This window comes from Lysobacter capsici (assembly GCF_014779555.2).
GTDB classification, from domain to species: domain Bacteria; phylum Pseudomonadota; class Gammaproteobacteria; order Xanthomonadales; family Xanthomonadaceae; genus Lysobacter; species Lysobacter capsici.
Genome location: NZ_CP094357.1, coordinates 5,844,906 through 5,861,891, shown reverse-complemented (window position 1 = coordinate 5,861,891; position 16,986 = coordinate 5,844,906). Strand labels below are relative to the sequence as shown.

Genomic DNA, 16,986 nt, shown 5'->3' with positions numbered 1-16,986 from the left:
GGATCGACGCCGGTGCGGCGCCGGCCGGGCCCGCAGCCGCTGAGATTCCACGATGAAGGAGGCAGGACCTTGAGCGAATCGCAAGCGCGGCACCGGGTGGTCTACACCGAAGCGATGGTGCGCGACGCGGTGCGCACCTTCGTGTGGCGGCGGGTGGTCGTCGCCGAGAAGGGCTTGTGGCTCGCCGCGTCGGCCTTGCTCGTGTTCGTGGTGTTCCTGCTGTGGCGCGGGGATCGGGGCTGGCTGGTGGGCGCGCTGAGCATCGTCGTGCTGATGCCGCCGCTGTTGCTGGCGGTGGTGTGGCGCGTGCATCACCGCAATACGGTGGGCAAATTGCGCAACATGCCGGCGGCCGAGGCGACGTTCGCGTTCGCCGACGAGGCCTTGATGATCGAATCCGGGGTCGGCTCGGCGTCGATCCCGTGGTCCGGCCTGATCGAAGTGTGGGAGCGGCCGGGTTACTGGATGCTGTTCACTTCCAAGGCGCAGTTTCTGACTTTGCCGGTGGGGGATTTGTCCGAGGACGATCTGGTGTTGTTGCGGCGGCGGTTGGGGAAGGTTTAGTCGCGTTGGTGTGATCGGGAATCGCGAAGGCTTTGCCGAATCTGTCTTTGCTCGTCATCCCCGCGAAGGCGGGGATCCAGGGCTCCACCGCGACATTCTTTCCGACGTCATTCCCGCGAACGCGGGAATCCAGCGACTTTCGTGTGGCTACGGTTAAAGACACTGGATTCCCGCGTTCGCGGGAATGACGGCTGTAGTGACGCGGAAATCGGGGGCAGCGGCCTTCAATAATTCCCACTGACCTCGAAGCACGCCGGACAATTCAGGTGGTAGTGGCGCGCACCGAGTATCCTTGCGCGCCGCACCCCAGACCCCCGCGTCATGAAGATCGGCATCGATTTCGGCACCAGCTATTCCGCCGCCGCCGCGGTGATCGACGGCGCGGTGCGCACCGTCGCCTTCGGCGAGGAACGCCAGTTCCGCACCACGGTGTATTTCCCCGAAGCCGTGCCCGACCCGAGTCAGTTCGAACTGACCGACGCGCTCGAGGCCGAAGTCGACAGCCTGGTGCGCAACGCGCGCAGCGCCCAGACCCGCGCGCTCAACGAGGCCCAGGCGCGGCGCGAGCAGGCCGCGCGCCTGCCCGCCGATCAGCGCGAAGCCGCATTGGCGCTGATCCTGGCCCCGGCGCAGCGTTCGGAAACCGATCTGCGCCGCGACGCCATCCGCGCGGTGCGCCGGCAATGGCTGGAGCAGCAAGTACGCGAAGCGCGCGCCTCGGCGGCGAGCCTGCAGAACGCGGTCTATGGCGAAGACGCGGTCGAGGCTTACCTGAGCGAAGGCTTCGGCAACCTGGTGCAATCGCCCAAGTCGATGCTGGGTTATCAGCTCGCGCCGCACGTGCGCCAGACCATCGTCGGCATCGCCGGCTACATCCTCGAACACATCCGCCTGAGCGCGAGCCAGCAGCTCGGCGCCAACGTGCGTTCGGCGGTGCTCGGCCGGCCGGTGCAGTTCCGCAGCTCGCTCGGCGCGGCCGGTGGCGATCAGGCCCTGGCGATCCTGACCGAAGCCGCGGCCGGCGCGGGTTTCGACGAGGTCGAGTTTCTCGAAGAACCGGTCGCCGCGGCGCTGGGCTATCACGCGCAGAGCGCGCACCGGCATCGCACCTTGGTGGTCGACATCGGCGGCGGCACCACCGACATCACCCTGGCCGAGGTCGGCGGCGCGCAGGCGCCGGTGGTGCTCGGTTCGTGGGGCATCGCGCGCGGCGGCGTCGACGTCGACCTGTCGCTGAGCCTGTCGCGGTTCATGCCGCTGTTCGGCAAGGGCGCGACCCGCGTGCCCGCGCATCATTTCGTCGAAGCCGCGACCGTGCACGACGTGGTCCGCCAGCGCGATTTCCAGCGCCGCGACGCCTACCGCGAGGTCGACGCGCCGTTCGGCCCGCGCCTGATCGCGCTGCAGCAGACCGGCAACACCACCCGTCTGAGCCGGGCGGTGGAATCGACCAAGATCGTATTGAGCAGCGCCTCGGACAGCCGCGCCGAACTCGACTACATCGAGCGCGGCCTGGCCCTGGCCTCCAGCGCCGACGATCTGGCCCGGGCCGCCGATCCGTTCCTGGGTTATCTGACCGAACTGCTGGCCGAAGTCGGCGCGCAGATCGGCGAACCGCCCGCGGCGGTGTTCCTGACCGGTGGCATGTCGCGCGCACCATACGTGCGCGAAGCGGTGCGTCGCTGTTTCCCGCAGGCCAGGCAGGTGGCCGGCGATGCGTCCTTAGGCGTGGTGTCGGGCTTGGCGTTCGCGGCGGCGCGGGCGGGCTAAGGTAGGCGTCCGTACCTGGGTTCATCGACAGACACCGTCATCGCCATGAAACCGCATTCCCCTTCCTGCGAGCGCAACCGCGAGCCGATCCTGGCGGTGCTGCGCGAGCAGTTCGCCGATCGCCGCCAGGTGCTGGAAATCGGCAGCGGCACCGGTCAGCACGCGGTGCATTTCGCCGCGGCGATGCCGTGGCTGGTGTGGCAGTGCTCGGACGGTGCGTCGTATTTGCCGGGCATCGGGATGTGGCTGGACGAGGCGGGCTTGCCGAATACGCCGGCGGCGATCGAGTTGCAGGCGGTGACGGCGCCGCGGCCGGGATTCGCGCCGATGCCGGTGTTGCCGGATGCGGGCGACGACGGTGTGGTCGGTTTCGATGCGGTGTTCAGCGCCAATACCCTGCACATCATGGGATGGCCGCAGGTCGAGGCCTTGTTCGCCGGCCTGGATGCGGTGCTGGCGAAGGACGCCACGGTCGTGGTGTACGGACCGTTCAACTACGGCGGGCAGTTCAGCAGCGACAGCAATCGCGAGTTCGATGGATGGCTGAAGGCGCGCGATCCAGTGTCGGGGGTGCGCGACTTTGAAGCGGTGGATACGCTGGCCGCGCGGATCGGCCTGCGATTGGTGGCGGATGTGGCGATGCCGGCGAACAATCGTTGTCTGGTCTGGCGCAGGTAAACCTTGCGGCGCGCAGGGGCTGCGCTGTCTTCGTGCATGGGGCTCAGCTCTGCGGGGTTGGATAAGCCTAGGCAAGGCCATCGTCATTGGTCTGCGGCATTGCGCTGAAGTCTCTGGATCCCCGCCTTCGCGGGGATGACGAGCAAAGGGCATCGCCGTTGCGGCGAGATCCTTTGTGGGATGAGTCTCAGCGCCGATCTTGTTCGGTCAGCGCGGTGAGACCGATCGCAATCGGCCTGCGGCATCGCGCTGAAGGCCGTGGCCCGCCGCTCAGTCCGACGCCACCGTCGTCAACAACGGCGACTCGAACATCGCCACCGGCGAGATCACCGGTTCGGCCAGCGGCACGCGGGCGCCGTAGCGTTCGCGCAGCTTGGCCTTCACCGCGGGATCGTCGAGTTTGAAACTGCCCAGCCGCTGCAACTCGCCGATGCGGATGCCGAGCGCGCGCTCGTACATTTTCCACACTACTTCCGAGCAGTACAGCTTGCTATCGGACCATTCGAAGGTCAGATCGTAGGGCCGGCCGCTCAACGCCTTCGCCTGCGCGCGCAGTTTCGCCTGCTGCGGCGCGCTCAGCGGCGTGCGCAGGCGCTTGAGCACGTAGTGGCCGCCTTCGCCGCGCGCGATCCAGCGCGCCAGCGGGGTGTAGACGGTCGGCCCGATCGCTTCGAACACATAGGGCTTGCCGCCTTGGTGCACGATCACGCCCATATGGCTGTAACGCGAACCGGTCGCGCGCTGGATCGCCAGGCTCTGCGTCGAGCGCGAGGTCTGGAAGATCAGGTCGCCGTCGCGCACGGCCGGAACTTGCGCGGCGGCGCAGCCCGCGCACAGCAGGGACCACGCGATCGCGACGGCGACAATCAGGCGCACTCAGGCGGCCGCTTCGGTGGTGAACACGTGCAGGTCTTCCTCGCCCATGCGCAGCTCGCGCTCGAAGCGCAGGCCGAGCCGTTCGAGCACCTTGATCGACGGTTGATTGGCCGGGTCGACGAGGCCGAGCACGCGCGGCAGGGCCAGCACCTCGCGCGCGTGCTGCAGCACCGCGGTGCCCGATTCGATCGCGTAGCCGCGCGACCAGTGGCGCGGAAGGAAGGCGTAACCCAGGTCGGCGTCGGGCAGGGTGTCGCGCTTGAGCAGCCCGCACATGCCGATCGGTTCGCCGCTGTCGCGCAGCGACACCCGCAGCAGGCCATGGCCGTAGCGCGCGTAGCTGTTGACCGGACCGTCGAGGATGTAGCGCACCGCGCCGTCGAGATCGCGCACGCCGCGGTCGCCGATGTTGTCGAGGAAGGACGGTTCGTTGAGCAGTTGCAGGATGAAGCCGGCATCGTCGGGCGTGAGTTCGCTCAGCAGCAGGCGTTCGGTTTGGATCGTGGGCATGGGACGGATCGGTCGGTGGGCGGTGCGGTCAACGATACGACAGCGCGGGCGCAGCGTGACCGGTCCGGGTGAGGCGACGATGAAGCCGCCATGCGCGGCTACACTGGCCCGCCCCGAACCCGCGTCGCCGTCATGTCCGATCCTTCCCGCCACCACGAGATTCACCCCATCGCCGACGACAAGCGCCGGGCCGTGCTCGACGCGCTGGCGGCGATAGAGCGCGATCACGATGTGCGGATCGTTTATGCCTGCGAATCGGGCAGCCGCGGCTGGGGCTTTTCCTCGCCCGACAGCGATTACGACGCGCGCTTCGTCTATGTGCATAAGCAGCCGTGGTATCTGACGGTCAACGAACGCTGCGGCCCCAACGAGCCGCAGCGTGACGTGATCGAGCTGCCGATCGACAGCGAGCTGGACGTCAGCGGCTGGGACCTGCGCAAGGCCCTGCGGCTGTTGTCGAAATCCAATCCGACCCTGTCGGAATGGCTGCGTTCGCCGATCGTGTACCGCGAGGACGGCGCGCTCAGCGCGGGGTTGCGGACCCTGGCCGAAGAGTTCTATTCGCCGGTCGCGGCGTGGCATCACTACCTGAGCATGGCCAGGGGAACTTTCCGCGGTCATCTGCAGGGCGAGGAGATTCGGACCAAGAAGTACCTGTACGTGCTGCGTCCGGTGCTGGCCTGCCAGTGGATCGAGCGCGCCGAGGGGCCGCCGCCGATGGCGTTCGAGGATCTGCTGGCGCGGCTGTTGCCCGACGGGCCGGTGCGCGAGGCGGTCGATGCCTTGCTGGTGCGCAAGCGGCAAAGCGCCGAGGTCGCGGCCGGGCCGCGGATCGCGGCGATCAGCGATTTCCTCGAGGCCGAGCTTGAGCGCATGCAGGCGGCGTCGCCGGTGCTGGCGGCGGGGAAGGGCAATGCCGATCGGCTGGATGACTTCTTCCGCGCTGCGTTGGCCTGAGCGCGGACAGGAGCGTCGAGCATGGCCGGCAAGTCGTTTGCGGTTGCTCGTCATCCCCCGCGAAGGCGGGGATCCAGAGACTTCACAATCATGCCTCGGTGAAGCGCTGGATCCCCGCCTTCGCGGGGATGACGGGCAAACGCGTCGCGTCGCGCCCGCCCTGGCTCAATCCGACAGCGCCAGCGAGCGCTGCAACGGCTCGATCGTTCCCTCGCCGCGCATCACCTTCTTGTACTCGGCGCGCGATACCGAAATGTAGGACTCGTTGCCGCCGATCTCGACCTGCGGACCGTCGTGCACCGCGCGTCCGGCTTCGTCCACGCGCACGGTCATGGTCGCCTTCTTGCCGGAATGGCAGATGGTCTTGATCTCGGTCAGCTCGTCGGCCCAGGCCAGCAGGTACTGGCTGCCTTCGAACAATTCGCCGCGGAAATCGGTGCGCAGGCCGTAGCACAGCACCGGGATGCGCAACTGGTCGACGATCTCGCTGAGCTGCCAGACCTGCGAGCGGGTCATGAACTGCGCCTCGTCGACCAGCACGCAATGCAGCGCGCCGTGCGCGGCGATGTCGGCGCGAATCAGCGCTTCCAGGTCCTGGTCGTGCTCGAAGGCGATGCCGTCGGCGCGCAGGCCGATCCGCGAGGCGACCGTGCCGCTGCCGGCGCGGTGGTCCAGGCGCGGGGTCAGGATCGCCACGCGCATGCCGCGTTCGCGGTAGTTGTGCGCCGACTGCAGCAGGGTCGTGGTCTTGCCGGCGTTCATCGCCGAATAATAGAAATAGAGCTTGGCCATGCGGCCAGTTTAGGCCGCGCGGGCGCGGCGCTACAGACTTGACGCGGCGATCGGCGCGGTTTTCGCACGGTCGCGGACGACCCGACATCCCGGCCGCGCAAGGCCGCCCGGGCCGATTCGACCGCCGCGACGCGGGCTACTGGCTGCGCGGCGCGACCTCGGTCGGCCCGACCTCGACATTGCCGTGGCGCCAGATCACGTCCTCGGCGGCCCAGTAGCGGCCGCTGTCCCAGCGCCACTCGTTCAACATCTGGTTGAGGTCGACCGTGCCCGGATCGGTCCAGCCGGTCGGGCCGGGCGCGAACACTTGCAGTTTGCCGACATCGCCCAGGCGGCTGCCGGTGATCTGGCGCCTGGATTGGGCCATGGCGCGCTCGAAGCGCGGCTTGGCGGCCTGGTCGCCGTAGCGGTCGTAGATCGCCTGGCCCTCGCGCAGCGCGCGGGCGCGTTCGGCTTCGTCGAGCTCCAGCCACATCTTCTCGCGCAGCAGCAGGAACTGCGGGTACTGGCGTTCGGCGGCGACGTCGGCCCAGGCGTAGGCCAGCGCGCGGTCGCGCGGGGCGCCCACGCCGTGCCAGTACATCAGGCTCAGGCGGTGCTGCGAATATTTGTCGGCGAAGCCGGCGGCGCGGCGGAAATGCCGGAACGCGTCGTCCCAGTCGCCGCGCGCGGCGGCGCGGCTGCCGTACAGGCGCCACAGCTCGTTGGGATGGGTCAGCGCGACGCGGCTGCGCTTGTCGTACTCGTCGCGGGTCATCAGATCGCTTTCGGCGCCGACCGCGGCGGCCTGCGGCGGCGCGTCGCTGGCGGCGAGCGCGGCGGAACTGTACAGACTCAAGCTGCAAAGACCCAGGCTGCACAGGCCCAATGCGATGGCGGCGAAGCGTTTCATGACGTCCCCTCGGTCCGCGCGGACCGTCGCTGCGATGCCGCCAACCATACGCCGCGGCGCCTGTGGCGCCAATCGCATCGGTTGCGAATTTCGCCCGCTTCGTCCCAGCGGCGGCGACCTCGCGGCGGCGCGGCCCGGCCCCGCGGTCATATAAACTGCCGCGCCGGGCCGGCCTTCCGTCGGCGACGTAGACCTCATGCACGGCCTCAATCCCCCCCAACGCGCCGCCGTTCTCGCCATCGAGGGCCCCTTGCTCGTGCTGGCCGGCGCCGGCAGCGGCAAGACCCGCGTGATCGTCGAGAAGATCGCCCACCTGATCGCCTCGGGCCGGATGCCGGCCAAGCGCATCGCCGCGATCACCTTCACCAACAAGTCAGCCAAGGAAATGCGCGAGCGCGTGGCCAAGCGGATCAAGGGCGACGGCGCCGAAGGCCTGACCATCTGCACCTTCCACGCGCTGGGGCTGAAATTCCTGCAGTTCGAACACGCCAAGCTCGGCCTGCGCCGCGGCTTCAGCGTGTTCGACAGCGACGACAGCAACGCCCAGATCAAGGACCTGCTGCCGGCCGGCACCAAGCCCGACGTGATCGACGACATGCGCAACCTGATCTCGCGCGCGAAGAACGCCGGCTTGTCGCCGGAACAGGCGCTGGCCGAATCGCGCAGCCCGCGCGAGATGGAAGCGGCGGTGTTGTACCAGTTGTACCAGGCGCGTTTGAGCACGTTCAACGCGGTCGATTTCGACGACCTGATCCGCCTGCCGGTGCAGTTGCTGGAAGCCGATACCGAGGTGCAGCTGGCCTGGCGCGAACGCATCGGTTATCTGCTGGTCGACGAGTGCCAGGACACCAACGACGCCCAGTACCGCCTGCTCAAGGCCATCGCCGGGCCGCGCGGCCTGTTCACCTGCGTGGGCGACGACGACCAGTCGATCTACGCCTGGCGCGGCGCCAATCCGGACAATCTGCTGGAGCTGGGCAAGGATTATCCGAACCTGGAAATCATCAAGCTCGAACAGAACTACCGTTGCAGCAACCGGGTGCTGCGCGCGGCCAACGCCCTGATCGCCAACAACCCGCACGAACATCCCAAGACCCTGTGGAGCGATCAGGCCGACGGCGAGCGCATCCGCGTTTGGGAATGCCGCGACAGCGCCCACGAGGCGGAGAAGGTCGCCGCCGAGATCCAGTTCCTGGCGCAGAAGAACGAAGCGCCTTGGATGGATTTCTGCATCCTGTTCCGCGGCAACCACCAAAGCCGCGCGCTGGAAAAAGCCCTACAGTTGCTGCGCGTGCCGTATCACCTCAGCGGCGGTACCGCGTTTTTGGAGCGGCATGAGGTCAAGGACGCGCTGTCGTGGCTGCGGCTGATCGCCAACCCCGACGACGACGCGGCGTTCCTGCGCGCGGTCACCTCGCCCAAGCGCGAGATCGGCGCGACCACCCTGGCCAAGCTGGCCGAGATGGCCCAGCACGCGCAGATGCCGATGTCGCGCATGGCCGAATCGATCAACGCGATCAAGCAGCTGACCCCGCGCGCCGGCAATGCGCTCGACGGGTTCGTGCAGATCGTGCGCTTCCTGCGCAGCGAAGCGCAGAAGATCAGCCCGGCCGAACTGGTCGGCGTGCTGGCCGAACGCAGCGGCCTGCTGGCGTCGATCCGCGCCCAGTGCAAGGACGAGGCCTCGTTCCAGCGGCGCAAGGAAAATCTGGCCGAGTTGTCGGGCTGGTTCGACGGCGGCAAGGGCTCGGGCCCGGGCGAACTGGCCGCGCAGCTGGCCTTGCTGTCGCATGCCGACAAGGGCGACGCCGGCAACCAGGTGCGCCTGATGACCCTGCATGCGGCGAAGGGGCTGGAGTTCCGTTATGTGTTCATCGTCGGCGTGGAAGACGGCAACCTGCCGCACGACGCCAGCCTGGACGAGGGTCACCTCGATGAGGAACGGCGCCTGATGTACGTGGGCATCACCCGCGCCAAGGAAGCGCTGTACCTGTCGTATGCGCGCGAAACCCAGCGCTGGGGCGAGCGCATCCGGCTCAAGCCGAGCCGCTTCATCGACGAACTGCCGGCCGAGGAGATGCAGCGCGACGGCGCCGATCCGGTCGCCGATGCGGCGCGCAAGCATGAGCGCGCTACGGCGGGGTTTGCGGCGATCAAGGCGTTGTTGGAGGGGTGAGGGGTTGGGTTGCTTCTTGCGTAGAAGCAAGACAAAACAAAAGCAAAAGCAAATCCCCCCTGGCCCCCCTTTTTCAAAGGGGGGAATGCTTGCGCAACGGGTGGTGGGTGCGTCGGACTGTCGCGGTAACGCTGTTCGCTGTTCGCTGTTCGCTGTTCGCTGTTCGCTGTTCGCTGTTCGCTGTTCGCTGTTCGCTGTTCGCTGTTCGCTGTTCGCTGTTCGCTGTTCGCTGTTGGCTGTTGGCTGTTGGCTTGGCTTATAGTTCCGTTCGCCGTTCGCCGTTCGCCGTTCGCCGTTCGCCAGCCGTCAGCCGTCAGCCGCCAGCCGCCAGCCGCCAGCCGCCAGCCGCGTTGTATCCCGGCGTATTTAGAGCCACAGAACCCGCAGACAATCAGCCCACTTTGAAAAAGGGGGCGGGCGCCTGCGCGATTGAAACGAAGCCACGCATGCCACCGCGCCGGGGGATTTGCTTCTCGTCCCACAACCCAACCAATCCCCACGAATCCAAGCCCCGAATCGGCTAGTCTTGCCCGCATCGTCCCCGCGAACGTGCAACGCCATGAGCCTGCTGATCAACGCCTATTCCACGCTCGCCTCGCCGCCGGAACCGCGGTTCCTGCGCGAACCGCCGGCCCGCCGCGATCGCAGCGATCCGGAACTGGTGCCGCACCTGCAAGGCTTCGTCGGCTACGTGCTCGGCACCGTCGAAGGCATGGACGCGCGCACCTTCGGCGTGCTGCGCCATCTGCAACGCGTGCAGACCCACTACAGCTTCGAAGTCGAGGATCAGGACTTCGACGCGCTCGCCGCCTGGGGCGAGGCCGCCAACGTGCTGTGCTTCCTGCCCGACGGCAGCGTGCGCGACGCCGCCGGCAATGTGCTGGCGAGCCAGGGCGATCCGGCGGTCGAGGCCGATGCGGCCTTGCCGTACCCGCCCGATGCGCGCGAACGCAAGGCGCGCAGCGAAGCCGAACTCGAACGCCTGGGCGCGCAGTCGCCGGCGCATCTGCCGCCGGTGCTCGGCGCGGGCGAGGTTCGCCTGCGTACGCCCGAGGAAACCATGCGCCGCATGCTCGCGCTGTGCGCGGTCGCGGTGCGCGCCGAATCGCTGAGTTCCGAACCGCTGTCGTTGCAGGACATCGCCACCAGACTCGGCGCCGGCGTGGCCGCGCTGACCCCGGCCGAGCGCGACTTCATCGAGCGCGACGCGCCCGACGAGGAAACCTGGGCCAACCACGGCTGGCGTTACGAAAGCGCCGCCTTGCTGCAATGGGCGCTGGGCCTGAGCGAGGCCTTGCCGCCGCCGACCGCGATCTGCGATGCCGGACAGATCGCGCGCATCGCGATCGATCATGCCGACGAAGCGCGGATCGCGCAGGCGAGCTTGCGGCCGCTGCCGGAGTTGCTGGACGCGCTCGACGGCCTGTACCGGCGGCATTGGCTGGTGCGGCAGGCGCGCCTGGACGAACGCGAGCCGCCGATCGGTCTGCATCCCAGCGTGGTGTACGAGCGGCATTACGCCTTGAATTGGTTGTTGCGGTTCGATGAGCAGGATTGGGATGAGGTGGGGACGCCTACCTGATCCAGGCATGGCGTCTTGCGGCGGTGTTGTTTGCGTGGCGTGACGTCGTGGTCGCGGTGGCGCGGTCGCGGCTTGCGCCGCTCCTACAGGTAGCCACCATGCTTCGGTCGCGCCCTGTAGGAGCGGCGCAAGCCGCGACCGCGTAACCGCACGCCCCGGCGCACGCATCGATCCCGACGTCGCAGGCACACGACGTCAAACCCCATGCGCACACGCAGCGACCGCTCGCGCATACTGCCCGCATGAGCCTGCGCATCCGCCCCGTCACCGCCGCCGATTACCCGGCGATCCTCGCCCTCAACCTCGAATCCGAAGCGCTGATGAGCCCGCTCGATGCCGAGCGACTGGCCAAGCTCGATCGCGAATCGGTCTATCACCGTGTCGCCTGCGACGGCGACAGCGTGGTCGCGTTCCTGCTCGCGTTCGCGCAGGGCGCCGACTACGACAGCCCCAATTACCTGTGGTTTTCGCAGCGCTATCCGGCCTTTCTCTACGTCGACCGCATCGCCGTGGCCGGCAGTCATCAGGGCCGCCGGCTCGGAGGCCTGCTTTACGACGATCTGTTCGCGTTCGCGCGCGAGCGCGGCTTCGAGCAGGTGACCTGCGAGTTCTACATCGTCCCGTTCAATGAAGTGTCGAGCCGCTTCCACGCGCGCTACGGCTTCAATGAGGTCGGCACGCAATGGGTCGCCGACGGCGCCAAGCAAGTGTCGCTGCAGGTCGCGCCGGTGCCGGGCGCACCGCCGGCATGATGCCGCGGCTGCATCGCGTCGGCCTGCACCTGCGTCCGATGACGATGGCCGATGCGCCGGCCTGGTTCGCCTACCTGTCGCTGCCGGGCGCGGTCGAGCACACCAGCTGGAAGCTCGACGGCATCGAGGTGCTGTATCCGGAAATCATCGCGTCGCGACCGTTCGATCACGACGCGCCCGCGTTGTTCGCGATCGTCGACGACCTGGACGAGTTGATCGGCACGGTCGGTTTCCACACCGTCTGGGACGCGCCGCGCGGCGGCGAGATCGCCTACAACCTGCATCCCGAGCACTGGGGCCGCGGGATCGCCAGCGAAGCCTGTCTGGCGATCGCCGACTGGGGTCTGGACATCCGCGGCTACGACTACGTCGAGGCCTATTGCCTCGACGTCAATCTGGCCAGCCAGCATGTGCTGGAGAAATGCGGCTTCCGGCGCGACGAATTGGTGCGCGGCCTGCGCATCGTGCAAGGCCGAACCCGCGATTTCTGGCGCTTCCGGCTGACCCGCGACGCGCTCGAAACCGACGCCGATTGAGCGCGGGCACTGGCCAGGGCGAAGCGTCGCGTCGATGATCGCGGCATCGTAGTCACCCACACCGTATCGAACCGGAGTCCGCATGCGCCTCGTCCCGTCGATTGCATCCGCCGCGATCCACTGCGTTTCCGTCGCCCGCCTCGGTATCGCCGTGCCGCTGTTGTTCGCGGCGCAGGCCGCATGCGCGGGCGACGCGCGTAAGCCTGAATTCTTGAGTTCGCCCGATCCGGCCGCGGCCAAGCTGCCGTTCTCCGAAGCGGTGCGCAGCGGCGACCTGCTGTTCCTGTCGGGGCAGATCGGCACCGTGCCGGGCAGCGGCAATGCCTTGGCTCAGGGCGGTATCCAGGCCGAGGCCGAGCAGACCCTGGTCAATATCCGCACTGTGCTCGAACGCCACGGCGCGTCGATGCGCGATGTCGTCAAATGCACGGTGTTCCTGGCCGATATCGGCGACTGGCCGGCGTTCAACGAGGTCTATCGCAAGCACTTCAGCGCGCCGTTCCCCGCGCGCAGCGCGCTGGCGGCCTCGGGCCTGGCGATGGGCGCGAAGGTCGAGGTCGAATGCATCGCGCATGTGGCCGCGCCCGCCGCGTCCGCGTCGCGCCAACGCTGACGCGCGCGCCGATGCGCCGACACCGCGGCGGCGAGTAAGTCGCCATCCACGACCAGGCCTGCGCATTGGTTGAGATGGATAATCGGTATCCCCATGACGCCGAGCGCATGGCACCTGGACAAGGACTGTTTCGATGAACGCAATGACCCCTTCGCATCCCGCGCCGAACGGCGCCGGCCGGGCCGCGTGGATCTGCCTGGTGATCGCCTGGGTGTGTTTTCTGATCCCGATACCGGGCAGCGGCCTGCTGATTGGCTGGCCGTTGAACCTGGCCGCTTTCATCCTGGCGATCGTGGGCATGGCCAAGCACGGCGCGCTCGGCGGCTTGTTCCAATTGCTGGCGTCGTTGATCGTGTCGCCGCTGGTGTACCTGTTCGGCTGGATTTTCCTGCTCGGCGGGCTGTCGGCCATGTCCGCGCTGGAGAACAACGGCAATGCCGACAGCCCGCAGGAGATCGACCGCGCCGCCGACGCCAGCCCGCGCGAGGTCGCCGTCAACACGCTTGCGACGGCCTACCGCGAGGATGCGGCGGCGGCCGACTGGCTCTACAAAGACACTGCGCTGCGCGTGTCGGGGCGGATCGCCAGCATCGGCCGCGATGCGAACGATGAGCCGCTGCTGAAATTGACCGATCGCGGCGTCGGGCCGGTGCGGGCCAGGAACTTGTCGGACGAGGCCGTGGCCGGATTGAGCCGGGGCCAGTCGATCCAACTGGACTGCACCGGCGCGGGCGAGGAGGCGGGCGAGCCGATCCTCGAGGCCTGCAGCCTTTCGGACTAGCGCCGCGGCGCGCCGAGTGGGGCCACGCGCAGCGCCCAAGCCGGGATGGCCGAGAATCGACACCGTTTTGTCTCGCGGCCTACACTCCCCGCCTTTCCCATGGACCGACCGCGCATGCCTATCCGCGCCTTGCCCCTGACCACGCTCGCCTGCGTGCTCGCCCTGGCCGCCTGCAAGCCGGCGCCGCCGAGCGCGGCGTCCGCCACGCCGGCCGAGGCCAAGCCCGCGACGGCACCGGCCGCCGCCAAGCCGGGCGGCGCCGACGACAACCTCAACGCCGTGCTGTGGATGCAGCGTTCGGTCGAATACCGCGCGGCCACCGAGACGGTCTACCGCGCCGCCGCCGACAAGCTCGACGTCGCCCTCAAGCAGCCCAACTGGGACGCGCTGGTGCCCGAGGAGCGCGGCAATCCGGCCAAGGGCCTCAAGCCGGCGGTGGTGATGGACGTCGACGAAACCGTGCTCGACAACTCGCCGTATCAGGCGCGGCTGGTCCGCGACGGCAAGGAATACGACGAAGTGACCTGGGACGCCTGGGTCGCCGAGAAAAAGGCCAAGCCGCTGCCGGGCGTGGTCGATTTCGCCAAGGCCGCGCAGGCCAAGGGCGTGACCGTGCTGTACCTGTCCAACCGCGCGGTGCATCTGAAGGACGCGACCTTGGCCAATCTGCGCCAGGCCGGCCTGCCGGTCGCCGACGATTCGGTGTTCCTCGGCCTGGGCACGGTGGTCGACGGCTGCGAGCAGAACGGCAGCGAAAAGAACTGCCGTCGCCTGCTGGCCGGCAAGCAATACCGCGTGCTGATGCAGTTCGGCGACCAGCTGGGCGACTTCGTCCAGGTCGTGGCCAACACGCCCGAGGGCCGCGACGCGCTGCTGGAGCAGTACCACGACTGGTTCGGCGAACGCTGGTGGATGCTGCCGAACCCGAGCTACGGCTCGTGGGAGGCGATGACCTTCAACAACGACTACAGCCAGTCGCGCGATGCGCGCCGGCTGGCCAAGCGGGCCGCGCTGGATGTGGCGCCCTGAGTGATCTCAGTCGCTCTGGCGACAGATTGCAATTTAAAATCAATAAGTTATAGCGAAGCACTTCAAGTGTTGCATTAACTAGCCCCCGGCGGTAGTCTGCGCCCATCCCGGTGCCAGCCGGGGCCATGCCACAACTCGAAATCTATCGGCGCAAGCCGATTTGCAAGGAGGCTTCGGCCTCCTTTTCTTTTGCCTGCGGCCTTCCGTATTGAGCACAGCACCGCGGCACCCGGGGTCTGAAGGTCGATGGCGTCGATGTCCTCCCCGGGTCTGGCCCCAGCCCTCGACAGGGAAGGCCGGGTTCAGTCACGGCGGACTGGGACCAGCCTGTCCCCGCCACTGCCTCGGCGAAACCCCCACCTGCGCTTTGAACGCGCGCGACAAGGCCGACTCGCTCGCGTAGCCCACATCGTCCACCAGCAGCTTGAGGGGTTTGCCGCTGCGCAGCCCCTTCTGCACCAGCAAGATGCGCCACCGCTGCAGGTACTCGCCGGGCGTGCTGCCCACGGTGCTGCGAAACGTTTGCGCGAACGAGCTGCGCGACATGCCGGCTGTCGCGGCCAGCGCCTCCAGGGTCCAGTCGTCCCGCGGCCGTTCGTGCATCGCGGTGATCGCGCGGCGCAGGCGCGGATGCGCGAGCCCCGACATCAATCCCGCCTGCCCCCGCTGTCCTTCCATCTGATGCCGCAATACCTGGATCAGCACCAGTTCGAACAGTCGCGCCAGCACCTCGCCGCGACCGCAGCGCTGGTCGAACGCCTCCTCGAACAGCAGATCCAGCAACGGGCGCGCGCTGCCCAGTTGGTCCAGCGGCAGGCACACGAGGTCGGGCAACGCAGCCACCAGCGGATGTTCGGCCGCGCCGTCGAACGCCAGGTCGGCGCAGGCCAACTCGGCGCCCTCGCGGTCGTCGATCACGAAGCGATGGGCGCAGGGCCGCGGATACAGCAGCAGGCTCGGCTCGGTGAGCGTGATCGGCTTGCCCGCGGCGTGATGCACGACCACGGTGCCGCGCCGGACCAGGTGCAACTGGCCCAGGGTGCCGCGCGGCGGCAGTTCGTGGATGCCGCACAGGGCGCCGGCGTGCAGGATCGATGCCCGCACCGGGAAGTGGGCCAGCAGGGCCTCGAGCCTGTCGGTCATTTTTGGACTCTATGGCAAGTTATCTGTACTTTACGTCACTTAAAGGACAGTCGTAGCGAGGATAGTGACGTCACCGGGAATGACCCGGCCCGTCCAGCCAATCCCATCCTCAAGGAGCCTACATGAACATCCTCGCCCCCCTGGTCCTCGCCGCCTCCCTCAGCCTGGGCACGGCTTCCGCCGCCACTCCCGCCCCGACCGCCAAGCCCCGTCCGACCGTGGTGCTGGTCCACGGCGCCTTCGCCGACGGCTCGTCGTGGAACAAGGTCATCCCGTTGCTCCAGGCCCAGGGCTTGAACGCCGTCGCGGTGCAGAACCCGCTGACCTCGCTGGAAGACGACGTGACCTTCACCAACCGCGTCGTCAATGCGCAGTCCGGCCCGGTCGTGCTGGTCGGCCATTCCTGGGGTGGCTCGGTCATCACCCAGGCCGGTGGACACGACAAGGTCAAGGCCCTGGTCTACGTCGCCGCCTTCGCGCCTTCGCTCAATGCCGCGCCGGTGGTCGACACCAAGGACTTCCCGACGCCGCCGGGCTTCGCCCACTTCATCGCCGACGCCGACGGTTACCTGACCCTGCCCGCCGACGCGATCGCCCGCGACTTCGCCCAGGACGTCAGCGCCGAGGAAGCCAACCTGATCCACGCCACCCAAGGCGCGGTGCGCGGCGCCAACTTCGAACAGCCCGTCACCGTGGCCGCATGGACCAGTAAGCCGTCGTGGTACATCGTCGCCGCCCAGGACCGCATGATCGACCCGGGCGCGCAGCGCGCATTGGCCAAGAAGATCGGCGCGACCACCACGGTGCTGCCGACCAGCCATGTGCCGATGGTGTCCGACCCGGAATCGGTGGCCAAGGTGATCGTCGCAGCGGCGCGAGCGGCGGCGAAGTAATCCAGACGAGGACCGCCGTCGGGGAGTGCGCAGGCACTCCCCGACGGCGCGTCGACGCGCCAACTGGCCAGGCCGGCTGCCCGAGCGGTCCCCGCCGGGTGACGAGACAGGCGCTCGGCGGCTTGGCGGGCCGACAGCGGAACCGAGGCGACGTTGCCGACGCGTCATCGCGGACGTCTCGATCACCTTGCGACCCGCCTGCGAACGTTACGGCTACCGGTCGACGGCCATCAACGACGACCGACCTTCAAGGCACGTAACCGACGTTTTAAGTTGGCGCCCTCAACCATGAAGGCGCCCGTGGTCCACGGCGGCATGCCCGGACGCACGGCGCGAAAAATCCAGCGCAAGACGGTTTCAACATCGCCCCGCGGGAACAGCCCGGTTGCGGTTTCCAAGCATTGCCGCGTTCCGAACGATATCGGCGCGCTTGCTCGCACCG

The 16,986-nt window shown here is 68.0% G+C and carries 18 protein-coding genes; 12 read left to right on the top strand and 6 right to left on the bottom strand.

Translation table 11 applies throughout. The annotated features are described in order from the left end of the window. Window positions 1-69: 69 nt before the first annotated feature. The 3 genes from IEQ11_RS24110 (at window position 70) to IEQ11_RS24100 (ending at window position 3,012) form a co-directional block, all read left to right on the top strand. A complete protein-coding gene (locus IEQ11_RS24110; protein WP_191822660.1) occupies window positions 70-564 on the top strand; it encodes a YcxB family protein in 495 nt (164 codons plus the stop codon). A gap of 321 nt (window positions 565-885) precedes the next feature. After that, a complete protein-coding gene (locus IEQ11_RS24105) occupies window positions 886-2,334 on the top strand; it encodes an Hsp70 family protein (RefSeq protein WP_191822659.1) in 1,449 nt (482 codons plus the stop codon). Window positions 2,335-2,379: 45 nt separating this feature from the next. Beyond that, window positions 2,380-3,012: a DUF938 domain-containing protein gene (locus IEQ11_RS24100; protein WP_191822658.1), complete on the top strand. Its 633-nt coding sequence runs from the start codon at window positions 2,380-2,382 to the stop codon at window positions 3,010-3,012. 270 nt (window positions 3,013-3,282) lie between these two features. Here IEQ11_RS24100 and IEQ11_RS24095 read toward each other — a convergent pair whose 3' ends face one another. Both IEQ11_RS24095 and IEQ11_RS24090 read right to left on the bottom strand, forming a co-directional pair. Then, window positions 3,283-3,888 carry a YiiX family permuted papain-like enzyme gene (locus IEQ11_RS24095; RefSeq protein WP_191822657.1) on the bottom strand — a complete coding sequence of 202 codons (606 nt, stop codon included), beginning with the start codon at window positions 3,886-3,888 and terminating at the stop codon, window positions 3,283-3,285. After that, a complete protein-coding gene (locus IEQ11_RS24090) occupies window positions 3,889-4,398 on the bottom strand; it encodes a GNAT family N-acetyltransferase (protein ID WP_191822656.1) in 510 nt (169 codons plus the stop codon). Window positions 4,399-4,530: 132 nt separating this feature from the next. On the opposite strand from IEQ11_RS24090, the gene IEQ11_RS24085 reads away from it, so the two are divergent. After that, window positions 4,531-5,355: a nucleotidyltransferase domain-containing protein gene (locus tag IEQ11_RS24085; RefSeq protein ID WP_191822655.1), complete on the top strand. Its 825-nt coding sequence runs from the start codon at window positions 4,531-4,533 to the stop codon at window positions 5,353-5,355. A gap of 165 nt (window positions 5,356-5,520) precedes the next feature. Here the strand turns inward: IEQ11_RS24085 and IEQ11_RS24080 are convergent, their stop codons facing one another. Continuing rightward, complete coding sequence (locus IEQ11_RS24080; RefSeq protein ID WP_036105126.1) at window positions 5,521-6,147, bottom strand: thymidine kinase; 627 nt, start codon at window positions 6,145-6,147, stop codon at window positions 5,521-5,523. Window positions 6,148-6,283: 136 nt separating this feature from the next. After that, window positions 6,284-7,039 carry a sel1 repeat family protein gene (locus IEQ11_RS24075; RefSeq protein WP_191822654.1) on the bottom strand — a complete coding sequence of 252 codons (756 nt, stop codon included), beginning with the start codon at window positions 7,037-7,039 and terminating at the stop codon, window positions 6,284-6,286. A 196-nt stretch (window positions 7,040-7,235) separates the two neighbouring features. On the opposite strand from IEQ11_RS24075, the gene IEQ11_RS24070 reads away from it, so the two are divergent. The 7 genes from IEQ11_RS24070 (at window position 7,236) to IEQ11_RS24040 (ending at window position 14,508) form a co-directional block, all read left to right on the top strand. Then, a complete protein-coding gene (locus tag IEQ11_RS24070) occupies window positions 7,236-9,215 on the top strand; it encodes a UvrD-helicase domain-containing protein (protein WP_046658320.1) in 1,980 nt (659 codons plus the stop codon). A 559-nt stretch (window positions 9,216-9,774) separates the two neighbouring features. Continuing rightward, window positions 9,775-10,797 (top strand): DUF4272 domain-containing protein, encoded by a 1,023-nt coding sequence (locus tag IEQ11_RS24065; RefSeq protein ID WP_191822653.1) that lies wholly within the window; start codon window positions 9,775-9,777, stop codon window positions 10,795-10,797. 242 nt (window positions 10,798-11,039) lie between these two features. Then, the gene (locus IEQ11_RS24060; protein WP_046658318.1) at window positions 11,040-11,549 is read left to right on the top strand and encodes a GNAT family N-acetyltransferase; all 510 of its coding nucleotides are present in this window, start codon (window positions 11,040-11,042) and stop codon (window positions 11,547-11,549) included. Next, on the top strand, window positions 11,546-12,085 hold the full coding sequence (locus IEQ11_RS24055; RefSeq protein ID WP_036105120.1) for a GNAT family N-acetyltransferase: 540 nt from the start codon (window positions 11,546-11,548) through the stop codon (window positions 12,083-12,085). Before IEQ11_RS24060 ends, IEQ11_RS24055 begins: the two co-directional genes overlap by 4 nt. Before the next feature lie 82 nt (window positions 12,086-12,167). After that, window positions 12,168-12,698: a RidA family protein gene (locus IEQ11_RS24050; RefSeq protein ID WP_191822652.1), complete on the top strand. Its 531-nt coding sequence runs from the start codon at window positions 12,168-12,170 to the stop codon at window positions 12,696-12,698. A 199-nt stretch (window positions 12,699-12,897) separates the two neighbouring features. Beyond that, window positions 12,898-13,479: an OB-fold protein gene (locus IEQ11_RS24045; protein WP_191822651.1), complete on the top strand. Its 582-nt coding sequence runs from the start codon at window positions 12,898-12,900 to the stop codon at window positions 13,477-13,479. A 99-nt stretch (window positions 13,480-13,578) separates the two neighbouring features. Continuing rightward, window positions 13,579-14,508 carry a 5'-nucleotidase, lipoprotein e(P4) family gene (locus IEQ11_RS24040; RefSeq protein WP_191822650.1) on the top strand — a complete coding sequence of 310 codons (930 nt, stop codon included), beginning with the start codon at window positions 13,579-13,581 and terminating at the stop codon, window positions 14,506-14,508. A gap of 306 nt (window positions 14,509-14,814) precedes the next feature. Here the strand turns inward: IEQ11_RS24040 and IEQ11_RS24035 are convergent, their stop codons facing one another. After that, window positions 14,815-15,651: an AraC family transcriptional regulator gene (locus tag IEQ11_RS24035; RefSeq protein WP_191822649.1), complete on the bottom strand. Its 837-nt coding sequence runs from the start codon at window positions 15,649-15,651 to the stop codon at window positions 14,815-14,817. 122 nt (window positions 15,652-15,773) lie between these two features. Between IEQ11_RS24035 and IEQ11_RS24030 the strand changes: the two genes are divergently transcribed. Further along, window positions 15,774-16,544, top strand: coding sequence for an alpha/beta fold hydrolase (locus IEQ11_RS24030; protein ID WP_191822648.1), 771 nt, complete (start codon window positions 15,774-15,776; stop codon window positions 16,542-16,544). A 230-nt stretch (window positions 16,545-16,774) separates the two neighbouring features. Here the strand turns inward: IEQ11_RS24030 and IEQ11_RS24025 are convergent, their stop codons facing one another. Beyond that, window positions 16,775-16,942: a hypothetical protein gene (locus IEQ11_RS24025; RefSeq protein ID WP_191822647.1), complete on the bottom strand. Its 168-nt coding sequence runs from the start codon at window positions 16,940-16,942 to the stop codon at window positions 16,775-16,777. Window positions 16,943-16,986 lie beyond the last annotated feature (44 nt).